The sequence below is a fragment of the Desulfurivibrio nitratireducens genome (genome assembly GCF_044068515.1).
Classification (GTDB): domain Bacteria; phylum Desulfobacterota; class Desulfobulbia; order Desulfobulbales; family Desulfurivibrionaceae; genus Desulfurivibrio.
Genome location: NZ_JBIPKI010000003.1, coordinates 87810 through 98815, shown reverse-complemented (window position 1 = coordinate 98815; position 11006 = coordinate 87810). Strand labels below are relative to the sequence as shown.

Genomic DNA, 11006 nt, shown 5'->3' with positions numbered 1-11006 from the left:
GCTAAGAATTAAAAACGAGTTTTTTCAAGAACGACCAAGCAGGCTGCCGGCTCAAGGTCGGCAGCCTGCTTAACATCAATGCTTATTCTGTTCTTTATTTTTTAGAGGTTTTCAAGCGATCTTCTAATTCTTTCAGTTTCTTATCTCTTTCGGCATCACTGCGAAGGCGTTCAACTTCGCTTCTAAAGGCCATCAACGCAAAGGACTGATCCGTCCAGCCTAGTCTGCCGGCCCATAGCGCGCTCATATGATATGCTCCTTTTCGGGCGCGGTTAGTGGCCATAACAATCTGGAAGAATGAACTTTCTGCATAGGAAAGCTGCCCCGCGATGGGATGACTGTTGGTAACATCCATTGTAGGCCTAATCAAGCCATCCCTTCTTAAGTTGCCTATCGACTTTCTGGCCTCACCCAGCCGTTCCAAGGTAAAGCTGGCGATCCGGTCAGCATTGCCTAGCCATTCGTAAGCTTTTTCTTCAGAATGACAATTTTTACAACTGTTCTCTACCATAAAGGTTACTTGTTTCTCATAATCCGGGTTTCTGCTGCCATATAAATCATGGGCCATGCCGCCCCTGGTATTATGAGTTCCCTGGGGCATATGGCAGGTTACACAAACCGGGGTGCCCAGAGGATCAGTTTCTTGCCGGGCCCAAAATTCTTTGGTTGATCCACCCAGGTCATATTCATTTCCATGCGCTGCCCACAGTATTCCATGCTTAGATGTTGCATACGCTTCATTCTGCGGGTGCCCAGGACCGGTGTGACACTTGCTGCATGCATCAGGATGCCTTGCCTGCTTTAAGCTGAACTCATGACCGCTATGACAGGTAGCGCAATTTCCTTTTGATTGGTCTTCTGCTACATATCCAACGCTGTGGCAATTTGCACAACCCCAATCTTTAGGCCCGCCCTCAGGATAAGCTTGCCATTTATATTCCACTGTCTTGCCATGGTATACATGGCTATCCTTGCTCATGGCATGTACCAGTGCAGTACTATGAGTGCTTTTTGAGAAATCTTCATATACCTTGCTGTGACAAGTAGCACAGGTCCCCGCTGAAGGTTTCTTTATATTATTGGGATCTTCGCCATGACACGCATTGCAAGAAACGCCTTTCTCCGCATGTTTACTCCTTTCCCACTGTTTCAAAAGTCCGATGGGCTGCCCTTCTTTCCACTTTTTATCTAATTTTTCAATTTTTGCCTCAGAAGCAGACGCTGAGAAAAACATAGCGCCAGTCAAAATCAGCAATAGTGTTAAAATAAATGACCAGCTCTTTCTCATGCTAACATCCTCCTTTTCGGGGGAAACTCCCTTTACGCTTCTTCCATAAACCAAAACTAGATCTCTACTTGTCTTTACCCCCTTTCTTTGTTTAGCGATGGTTGATTAATTATTCCTAAACCTTAACCACAATCCTGATTTGTTTTTACTCCTTTTACCTCCTTATTTTATTGATTAATTAAGAAATCGCTCATGTCGGACTTGGGAGAAAAAGGGGGCAACTACTGTCCACATAACACCCATCCGAGGCGATTTTGTTGATTATGCCATTCATTGCCGTCACGGGCTGTCAAGTATTAATTTCCAAACAATGAATTGTTATTCATTTAGCAGTTTCAGGTTAAGTTCCATGCTTAGCAAAAGAATACCGCATTGTTTCTTGCTCCCATACCGGCTTTACACAACTTTACTCAACTTCGTGAAGCTTAACAGCAATCGCCCGCTAGGTTATGAACTGAACTTTCGGACTTGTTCTAACCAGCCGATGACACCCCGGTCGAATTCTTTTCCGACCGGGAGTTATTGTGCTGTTCTTGAAACTTACTGGTATGGGTTGGGAAATTGAGTCCGTCCCCATTTTCGCTATTTTTGCCGGCTAACCATGCTTAGAAGGCGATTTCAAAGCGATGGCTCAGGCCCCAGTATGGCTCGTTTTCCCAACCGCTGGGGAGGCTGCTGGGCTTGGCGTAAATGCCGTCGACATGGTAGGTGGTACTGGCATTGATCTTATAAGCCAAGCTGGCATCAACGGTGGCCATTTTCCAATTATCCCCGGTACCCAGATTGCGCCGACCATCTTTGCCGTTAAGGTATGCCAGCTTGCCGCCCAGGGTCAACTCGGGGCTCAGCTTGTGGGACGCGCCAACGCCGATGGCATATTCACGATCATCAGAGTTCCAGCCGACATTGCTGTGGCCCAAACCATGACCGCCATCGGTGTTGTAGAACATGGTAATATAGTCGAAGTTAGCGCCACCACCACTGACCCAACCATTTTTGGCCAGGACGCCGCCTGCGGTCAGAGTTGTATCCCCCATGGCATACTCAAGGCCGAGGAACATGGCGTACACGTTGCTGCCAACGGGATCTCCTGTCGGTGTACCAGCAGGGGCGTTAGGCCCCTTCCAGCGGTCTCCAAACGTAAAGTCGACTTCGGCTTTAACGGTCAGGGCATCGACTTTGTAGGTGGTAAAGGCGAAGAGCTCTTGGCCGCTGTTGCCATTGGTCCACTCTGCTTCGGTGTGACGAACCTGGACGGCAGCATGGAGATCGGGGGTGTTGTAGCGCATGCCAACGGCGTAACGTGTTTGGTCATCATCTTTAACACCCGTAAGATCCGCGGGGGATGCCTCCTTGTCTTTCTGATAGTAAGTCCATGCGGACACTTCCTCGTTAACCCGGTAGAAGGCCGTCAAACGCTCGGGCCGGGAGTCCCAGGATTTCAACTTATGACCCCAGTAGCCCGCCTGACGGCCAGCGATAACCGTGACATCGCCGACGGGAACTCTGACAAAGAAATAGTCGGTGCCCACATTGCTGTTGCGATCGCCGCCCCACTGGTACATGGCGCGATCGGCGCTATCATTGGCAGCGAAAAGCAGACGGGCATGCAGGGAGGTGCCGCCGGCGGCCTTGGCGTCAAAATAGAGCCGCATACGATGCTGGAGTTGACGGTTTTGGTCGTCATCCACGTTGCCGAACTTGGCATCTTCCCGCCAGAAGCCGCGCAGACGGGCATCGCCGCTCAGGGTGATGCTGGTTTCGCCCTTGCCGGCTACTGAGGCTTCGGTTTCGGAAGCGCCGAGGCCGATCAGAGCCGGAGTCAGAACCATGGCGCCCAGGGCCAGGGCCAGGGGGAGGCGGGCGTAGCGCCGCCGTACGGTGGAAGCTTTGATCTCCTTCATAAAACTCTCCTTTTTCCTTGGTTTTGCACACGGCCGACGCCTGCTAAGCGTCCGCCCCACTTCACATCCTTACCCGGCTGGGCTTTACGGCCTTTGCTGAAGAGGAAAAGCCCCAGCCATAGAATTTCATGCTCAAAAGTGTCTGGCTCAGGTGAGACTCTTTAGTAAAAACGTACCTTATTGTTTCTTGCTCCCATAACGGCTTTACACAAATTTACACAACATTACAGAAGTTTACATAAATCACCCGGCAGTGGATGTCATCTTATGGACACCATAGGGGTTGAGGCAGAATGGTTTGAGGCGTAGGGGGGAAATAGATGAAAGGGAAAAGCGTACATGTGACGGCGGCAGCCCTGAAATGCTTAACTTGCCGCCGACAACGGTGCGGTCTTATCGGGCAAACCCTTGGGCGGGGTAACCGACCGTGATCGCTGGGCAGCGGAATCAGCGGCGGTGAGTCTGCTCTGATAAATTTTTCTAAATCGCCTGATTCTTTATGCTAGACTTGCAATAGCGCATTTATCGCATATCACCCCCAAGGAGCCGCCATGGAACGATTTTCAACCAGTCTGCTGGGCCAGGCCGAGACCGTGCTGCTGGCTACTGATGGCTCTCATTTCAGCGATGGCGCTCTCCAGGAGGCGATTTTCTTCGGTCAGGCGTGCCGGGCCAAAGTGATTGTCCTGCATGTGGTCCAGGTCGAGGCCGAATCAATCCGGGCCGCCAATTCAAAGGTCATGCAGCGCCAGCAGGAGTTGGCCCCTTACCTGGATCAGGTCCGCAAAATGGCCCGGGACAGCGGGGTGGAAATCGAGATCGTGGTGGTGGGCGGCGGCAATCCCGAAAAAACCATCGTCGAACAGGCCCGCTTACGCAAGGCCGACGCCATCCTCATGGGCCGGCATGGCAAAACCGGTCGCCTCTCCTTGCTGGTGGGGAGCATGACGGCCAAGGTTATCGGGCAGGGCTTTCCCCGGGTGCTGGTGGTGCCGAAGGATTTCCTCATCACCGGGGCGCACATTCTCCTGGCCCTGGACGGTTCCCCCAACAGCCGCCAGGCAGTGCAAGAGGCCCTGAGCCTGGGGAAAACCTGTACAACCCTGCAGCGGCTGACGGTGATGGCGGTGGTCAAAAAGGACGATAATGCTCCTCAGGCTCGGGAACTGGTCGACGAGGTCTGTGGCCAATGCCTCAGCGCGGGCCTGCGGGTGGCCTGCGATCCCCTGGTGCAGACCGGCAACCCGGCGCCGCTGATCGTGGAAGCCGCCAGGGAGCGGAAAGTTGATATGATCCTGATGGGCGGAGGGGGCAAAAGCTTCATGGGCAAGATATTGATGGGCAGTGTAACCAAGCATGTCATCGGTGGGGCCCCCTGTGCGGTACTGGTGGTGACGGCCTGAGATAGGCGGTTTTCCCGGCGGTTGAGTCCTGCTAGTCTCCAGGATAGTCCCAACCGGCGCATATCCCGGGGGGCTGGATCATTCAGTCCGGTTGCCGGGAGATTGGCCAAACCTTAATTTCATGCGGCAGATTGCTCATGTCTAACAAGTTGCTATTGCGTTTTTTCCCCTTTCTCCAGTGGTTTCCGGTTTCCGCCGGCGTGCTGCGGGGCGACCTGGTGGCCGGTATCACCGGCGCCCTGGTCCTGGTACCCAAGGCCATGGCCTATGCCCAGCTCTCCGGCCTGCCCCTCTACTTTGGCCTCTACGCCGCCTTTGTGCCCGCCATTCTCGGGGCTTTGTGGGGCTCCTCCCGGCAACTGGCCACCGGGCCGGTGGCCATCGTCTCGCTGATGACCGCCGCCGCGGTAACCCCGCTGGCCCTGCCCTATTCCGAAGAATATATCGGTCTGGCGCTGCTGCTTACCCTGCTGGTGGGCCTCATCCAATTGACCCTGGGCGTGGTCAAGCTCGGCACCATTGTCAATTTCGTCTCACACCCGGTTATCCTGGGCTTCATGAACGCCGCCGCCATCATTATCGGTCTATCCCAGCTCGACATGCTGCTGGGAATTCCCAAGGGCCGCAGCGACTTTTTCCTCCAGGACATCTGGGAAATGCTGAAATTTCTCCCCCAGGCCCACCTGCCCACCCTGGCCATGGCGATTTTCGGCCTGGTCCTGATGCTGGTGATGAAAAAGATTTCGGTGCTGGCCAAGGCCAGCGTCCTCATCGCCGTAGTCGTCACCATCATGCTCAGCTATATCGTCGGCTTCGAGCACAAAGCCACGGCAACGATTGACCATATTGCCACCCCGGAGGTCCGCGAACTGGTGGCCGCTTACGACGAAACCGCGCTGCGGATCAGGGAGGCCAGCGCCGCCGCCACTGGCCTGGCCGGCCAGCTGCGCCAGGCGCAGAAGGAGCGCGAAGCCCGGCTGGCGGCGGATCTGCGCCACCGATTGGATTTGACCAAACTCGACATCCAGGCTCTGGAGGCGCAAAACGGCCAGCGCCTGCAGACTATCCACCGGCTCTATTTCCTCCGCGGCACCATCGACGAAGAGATGCCCGAGCTTCTCTATCAGGCGGACAATATCCCGCCCCAGCTCGTCAGTGATGGCCGCAAGTGGCATATCAAGAAAATCGTCAATGGAGAAATCCAGCTGGTCGGCGGCGGCGATGTCGTCGGCCAGGTTCCCGCCGGCCTGCCTTCGTTCCGCCTGCCCACCCTCAGCCTCGATGCCGTGCTGCAACTGCTGACCGCGGCCCTGATCATCGCCCTGGTGGCCTTCATGGAGTCCATCTCCATGGCCAAGGCGATGGCCAGCAAGAACAAACAGCACATCGACCCCAACCAGGAACTGATCGGCCAGGGCATGGCCAATATCGGCGGCTCCTTTTTCCAGGCTTATCCGGCCAGCGGCTCCTTCACCGGCTCGGCCATCAACCTGCAGGCCGGGGCCAAGACCGGTTTTGCCATGGTTTTCAACGGCCTTTTTGTCGCCGCCACCCTGCTCTTTCTCACCCCGCTGCTCTACCATCTGCCCAAGGCCGTCCTGGCCGTGATCATCCTGCTGGCGGTCACCGGCCTGGTCACCCCCCAGGCCCTCAAGCATACCTGGAAGGCCAGCCGGGCCGACGGCATCGTGGCCCTGGTAACCTTCACGGTCACCCTGCTGGCCGCGCCCCACCTGGACAAGGGGATCATTATCGGCGCCGCCCTCTCCATCGGGCTCTATCTCTATCGCAGCATGGCACCGCGGGTCGCCATCCTCGGCCGCCACGAAGACGGCACCCTGCGGGATCTCAAGGTCAACCCCAACCTGACCACCTCGCCGCTGGTGACCTCGATGCGCTTTGACGGCTCGCTCTATTTCGCCAACATCGCCCACTTTGAGGATGCCGTTTTGGAAGCGGTCGCCAAAAACAAAGAGGCCAAATATCTGCTGGTGGTCGGCGACGCGATCAACTACATCGATTCTTCGGGGGAGGAGATGATCCACCATCTGGTGGCTCAATTGCGCGAATCCGGGGTGGAAATCGTCTTTTCCGGGCTGAAAAAGCAGATTCTTGACGTGATGCGGGCCACCGGGCTCTACAACCTGATCGGAGAACAGAACATCTTCTCCACCGAGGATCGGGCTCTGACCGCAATCTTTCAGCGCCTGGGCGATGAGGCGGCCAATGACGCCCTCTTATCCCGTCTGCAAGGACTTAATGTCCTGCAACAGCAGGGGGACAAAAGCTGATCCCAGGCTTTGCCGGCCTTCCTGCTAGGTTATTTATTTTCCGGGTGTTTTGGTGCTTAAATAGCCTCGGTGCCGGTCTCGCCGGTGCGAATCCTGATCACCTGTTCCACCGGAAGGATGAAGATCTTGCCGGCGCCGATCTTGCCGGTGTTGGCGGTCGCCCGGACAACCCGCACTACCTCGGCGGCCTGCTCGGTTTCCACGACAATTTCGACTTTGACCTTGGGCACGAAATCCACCACGTATTCGGCCCCCCGATAGATTTCGGTGTGGCCCTTCTGGCGGCCGTAACCCTTGACCTCGCTGATCGTCATACCCTTGATGCCCATGGCGGTCAGGGCTTCCTTGACGGCATCAAGCCGGGTCGGCTTGATAATGGCCTCTACTTTCTTCATCCCTGCCTCCTGCTGAACGGTTGGGTCGGGCCGGGGTCAAGCCCCGGCCCGATCCGTTAAAGGGAATATCCGATTTCACTGTGCTGGGAAAGATCAAGGCCCTGGACTTCGTCTTCCGTTTCAACCCGCAGGCCCACCAGGGCATCGACCACCTTGAGGATGATCAGGGTGACCAGCATGGAAAAGACGATGGTCACCAGGGCATCAAAGGCCTGGATGGCCAATTGGCCCGGATTGCCGAAAAAGAGCCCGTCGGCCCCGTCGGGATTGACCAGGGTCGAGGCGAAAAGACCGGTGGCCAGGGCACCCCAGAGCCCGCCGACCCCGTGGACTCCCACCACGTCCAGACTGTCGTCATAACCCAGCCGGTGCTTGAGCAGGACGGCCAGATAGCAGAGACCCCCGGCGACCAACCCGATGATCACCGCCGAAAGCGGTCCGACGAAACCGGCGCCGGGAGTAATCGCCACCAACCCGGCCACCGCCCCGGAGGCGGCGCCCAGGGTAGTGGGCTTCTTGTGGATCAACCACTCGGCCACCACCCAGGAGAGAACCGCCGAACCGGCCGCCACCTGGGTGACCAGCAGGGCGTTGGCGGCAATGCCGTCGGCGGCCAGGGCGCTGCCGGCATTGAAGCCGAACCAGCCGAACCAAAGCAGGCCGGCCCCGAGGACGGTCAGGGACAGGTTGTGGGGCTGAATCGGCTCTCGCCCCCAACCGTGCCGGCGCCCGAAAACCAGGGCCGCCACCAGGGCCGCCGCCCCTGAATTGATGTGAATGACTGTCCCGCCGGCAAAGTCGAGCCCGCCCCGTTCCCCCAGCCAGCCGCCGCCCCAGACCCAGTGGCAAACCGGGAAATAGACCAGGGTTACCCAGAGCACGGTGAAGAGCAGAAAGGCGGGGAACTTGATCCGCTCGGCAAAGGCACCGGTGATCAGGGCCGGAGTGATTACCGCGAACATCAACTGGAAGGCGACGAAAACCAGGTGGGGAATGGTTTCGGAATAGGGACCCGGCTCCATGCCCACTCCGCGCAACCCCGCCCACTCCAGGTTGCCGATCAGGCCCCCGACGTCGGGGCCGAAGGCCAGAGAATAGCCGTAGAGCACCCAGATCACCGCCACCACCCCCAGGCAGATAAAACTTTGCAGCATGGTGCTCAAGATGTTTTTCGAACGGACCATGCCGCCATAGAAAAGGGCCAAACCCGGGGTCATCAGCATGACCAGGGCGGTGGCCACCAGCATGAACGCGGTGTCGCCGGAACTCATTTTCTGCCTCCCTACCGATTTGAAATGATCTGAAAAGAATGGACCTGCCGGCCGGGCAAGTCAGCAAAAGTCGTGCCGGATACAGGCGGGGCCGGTGTTTACCAGCAGTTCAATGAAGTTGTCTCCTCAGCTCACAAAATTTGGGGCGCTGGCGCACCACAAAAATGTCATCTCTCCTGTCGCGACACGACAAATTTGTTAAAACCTGCTCTCCGGGGCGCAACACATAATTTTGCAATTTGCGCCGCGGCCGGATAGCATAACCCCATGGCAGGCATAGAAATAAACGGGAAACCCATGCAGCCCAAAATCGTTATCCGGAGCGAGAAAGCCGCTGACCTTGACGCAATCAGGGATGTGACCGTCTCCGCCTTCAAGACCCTGGCGATCAGGGGTTATCCAGAGCAGTTCATCATCGCTGCCCTGCGGGCCGCGCAGGCCCTGACGGTACCGCTGGTCGCCGAAGTTGATGGTCGGTTTGCGTTTGCCAGGCTATGCCGCAGGGGACCGTCACCTTCCATGCAGCGTTTAAAGCGGATGGCCGCCAGGTGAGGACCGACGACGCTTTATGTTGATGCTTCCTGCCAGCTCCTTTTGGTCCCATTTTCTGCGGGTGAACCGGTTGGACCGCCACTGTCGCTGGCTGGGGCTGCCCGGCATGGAGTTCAGGGCACGGGCGGCCTGGTGGGGCAAAGCCGCCCGCCCCGCCCCCCATGAGGGCATTGACCTGTTGTTCCTGGTCGACTCCCGGGGGCGGCGCCTGGCCTTGCCGCCCCAAGCCCTGGTGGTGCCGCTGTGGGAAGGGGAAGTGGTGGGGCTGCTGGATGACTTCCTGGGCCGCACCGTGGTGGTGCGCCATCCCTGCGCCGATGAGCAGGGCCGAACCCTGGTGTCCCTTTACGCCCATGTTGAACCCCTGGTTGGCCAGGGGACTCGGGTAAGGCCGGATTTCCCCGTGGCCCGGATCGCCCCGGGCAAGCAGCGGGGCAAATCAGGCCCCCCGGCGCACCTGCATATCTCCCTGGCCTGGCTGGCGGCGGGCTACCCGGTCAGGGAATTGAGTTGGCCAACCCTTTGGCAAAACCAGGCGGTGGAGCTGATCGATCCCCTGCCGGTCTTGCCGGCGCCGGCCGGGTCGGCCGGCTCCAGTTGCCAATAAACACTGGCGGCGTAAAGCTGAATTTGGCATAGTTAAGTCAGTCTCAGCCTGCCGCCCCAACCCGGTCTGCTCGTATAAGCCGGTTCAACAAGCCAGGCCTTTATCACCCAAGTCGCGCCAGCCAAGGAGGTCCCCCCAGTGACCATGCCCGACCTTCTTGCCCTGCAGATCGAGCCCAGCACTTTCTGCACCCTCCGCTGCCCCACCTGCCCCCGGACTGCCTTTGCCAAGCACTGGCACAATATTCATTTCCCTTTGGCTGAAATTGATAAGCTCGCGCCCCTGGCGGCTCGGGCGGAAATCGTGCTGCTCCAGGGCTGGGGGGAACCTCTCTGCCATCCCGAGATCGATGAGATCATCCGCCGGCTTACCGAGGCCGGGGCCAATTGCGCCCTTACCACCAACGGCTGTCTGCTCGATGATAAGCGGAGCGAGGCCCTGCTGGAGGCCGGCCTCGCCCACTTGACGGTTTCCATCAGTGGCGCAACCCCCGAAACCCACGCCGCCCTGAGGCCGCCGTCGGATTTGCACGCCCTGCTGGAGCGGATGCGCCGCTTCCGGCAACTTGCCGACAAGATGGGGAAAAAGCCGCGGCTGACCCTGAGCTTTCTCCAGCAGGACGCCAACATTCATGAGTTGCCGGAAGTATTGGCCCTGGCCGACCGTTACGGCCTGGACCATTGCCTGGCGATCAACGCCACCTATCTGCCGACTCCCGACCACGCAAAGCAATACGTCAAGCGGGGGCTCCGGACCGCTTGGGCGACCAAGCACGCCTTCTGGAAAGCGATCTGGAGCGGCCGGGAATATACCCCGGCCCAAACCCAACCCCGGGAACGGGATGTCTGCGCCAACGATCCCCTCCGCTGCCTGACCATCGGGGCGGACGGCTCTCTCAGTCCCTGCATTTTTCTGCAGCTTCCCCTGAAGTCCAGGCCTCCCGAACACCCCCCGCTGCTGGTGCTGGGCAATATCTTTCAGGAAAGCATTGAGGAAATCTGGAACAGCCCGGCTTACCGGGATTTCCGCCGAGCCTTCGCGATCCGGCGGCAACTTTACGACGAGCTTCACGAGGAGATCTTAAACAGCGACGATCAAAAGCAAAAAACCCTGGAGGCGCCGGACCTCATCAAAAGAATTTTCGCCGCAAATCCGGTCCCGGCCGTTTGTCGCCAGTGCGCCAAAATGCAGGGACTCTAACCCGTTCGCTGTCCCGGGGTCATTTAGGGAAACAGCCTTGTTTATACGATGAAGGTCGGCTCGATTGCGCTATTCTTGAGAAAATAAACCTGCCA

At 57.9% G+C, this 11006-nt stretch carries 9 protein-coding genes; 5 read left to right on the top strand and 4 right to left on the bottom strand.

Translation table 11 applies throughout. The features are described from left to right. Positions 1-94: 94 nt before the first annotated feature. Both ACHHTY_RS02640 and ACHHTY_RS02635 read right to left on the bottom strand, forming a co-directional pair. On the bottom strand, positions 95-1288 hold the full coding sequence (locus ACHHTY_RS02640; RefSeq protein ID WP_395492502.1) for a multiheme c-type cytochrome: 1194 nt from the start codon (positions 1286-1288) through the stop codon (positions 95-97). Positions 1289-1893: 605 nt separating this feature from the next. Further along, entirely contained in the window at positions 1894-3192 is a 1299-nt protein-coding gene (locus ACHHTY_RS02635; protein WP_395492501.1) for a porin family protein, read from the bottom strand. Positions 3193-3743: 551 nt separating this feature from the next. Between ACHHTY_RS02635 and ACHHTY_RS02630 the strand changes: the two genes are divergently transcribed. Next, positions 3744-4595, top strand: a complete 852-nt coding sequence (locus tag ACHHTY_RS02630; protein ID WP_395492500.1) for a universal stress protein — start codon at positions 3744-3746, stop codon at positions 4593-4595. Positions 4596-4732: 137 nt separating this feature from the next. Then, positions 4733-6886 (top strand): SulP family inorganic anion transporter, encoded by a 2154-nt coding sequence (locus ACHHTY_RS02625; RefSeq protein WP_395492499.1) that lies wholly within the window; start codon positions 4733-4735, stop codon positions 6884-6886. A gap of 56 nt (positions 6887-6942) precedes the next feature. Here ACHHTY_RS02625 and ACHHTY_RS02620 read toward each other — a convergent pair whose 3' ends face one another. Together ACHHTY_RS02620 and ACHHTY_RS02615 are read right to left on the bottom strand one after the other, a co-directional pair. Then, complete coding sequence (locus ACHHTY_RS02620; protein WP_395492498.1) at positions 6943-7281, bottom strand: P-II family nitrogen regulator; 339 nt, start codon at positions 7279-7281, stop codon at positions 6943-6945. A 56-nt stretch (positions 7282-7337) separates the two neighbouring features. Continuing rightward, positions 7338-8552: an ammonium transporter gene (locus ACHHTY_RS02615; protein ID WP_395492497.1), complete on the bottom strand. Its 1215-nt coding sequence runs from the start codon at positions 8550-8552 to the stop codon at positions 7338-7340. Between the two features lie 267 nt (positions 8553-8819). On the opposite strand from ACHHTY_RS02615, the gene ACHHTY_RS02610 reads away from it, so the two are divergent. The 3 genes from ACHHTY_RS02610 to ACHHTY_RS02600 all read left to right on the top strand — a co-directional run bounded on the left by ACHHTY_RS02610 (position 8820) and on the right by ACHHTY_RS02600 (position 10911). Next, positions 8820-9104: a hypothetical protein gene (locus ACHHTY_RS02610; RefSeq protein ID WP_395492496.1), complete on the top strand. Its 285-nt coding sequence runs from the start codon at positions 8820-8822 to the stop codon at positions 9102-9104. Positions 9105-9120: 16 nt separating this feature from the next. Next, entirely contained in the window at positions 9121-9711 is a 591-nt protein-coding gene (locus ACHHTY_RS02605) for a hypothetical protein (protein ID WP_395492495.1), read from the top strand. 144 nt (positions 9712-9855) lie between these two features. Continuing rightward, the gene (locus ACHHTY_RS02600; RefSeq protein ID WP_395492494.1) at positions 9856-10911 is read left to right on the top strand and encodes a radical SAM protein; all 1056 of its coding nucleotides are present in this window, start codon (positions 9856-9858) and stop codon (positions 10909-10911) included. The last annotated feature ends 95 nt before the right edge of the window (positions 10912-11006 follow it).

What these genes read in the sequence shown, in the direction of transcription:
- ACHHTY_RS02630 (WP_395492500.1), top strand. Translation starts at nt 3,744, where the DNA reads ATGGAACGATTTTCAACCAGTCTGCTGGGCCAGGCCGAGACCGTGCTG.
- ACHHTY_RS02620 (WP_395492498.1), bottom strand. Translation starts at nt 7,281, where the DNA reads ATGAAGAAAGTAGAGGCCATTATCAAGCCGACCCGGCTTGATGCCGTC.
- ACHHTY_RS02610 (WP_395492496.1), top strand. Translation starts at nt 8,820, where the DNA reads ATGGCAGGCATAGAAATAAACGGGAAACCCATGCAGCCCAAAATCGTT.
- ACHHTY_RS02625 (WP_395492499.1), top strand. Translation starts at nt 4,733, where the DNA reads ATGTCTAACAAGTTGCTATTGCGTTTTTTCCCCTTTCTCCAGTGGTTT.
- ACHHTY_RS02600 (WP_395492494.1), top strand. Translation starts at nt 9,856, where the DNA reads ATGCCCGACCTTCTTGCCCTGCAGATCGAGCCCAGCACTTTCTGCACC.
- ACHHTY_RS02640 (WP_395492502.1), bottom strand. Translation starts at nt 1,288, where the DNA reads ATGAGAAAGAGCTGGTCATTTATTTTAACACTATTGCTGATTTTGACT.
- ACHHTY_RS02605 (WP_395492495.1), top strand. Translation starts at nt 9,121, where the DNA reads ATGTTGATGCTTCCTGCCAGCTCCTTTTGGTCCCATTTTCTGCGGGTG.
- ACHHTY_RS02615 (WP_395492497.1), bottom strand. Translation starts at nt 8,552, where the DNA reads ATGAGTTCCGGCGACACCGCGTTCATGCTGGTGGCCACCGCCCTGGTC.
- ACHHTY_RS02635 (WP_395492501.1), bottom strand. Translation starts at nt 3,192, where the DNA reads ATGAAGGAGATCAAAGCTTCCACCGTACGGCGGCGCTACGCCCGCCTC.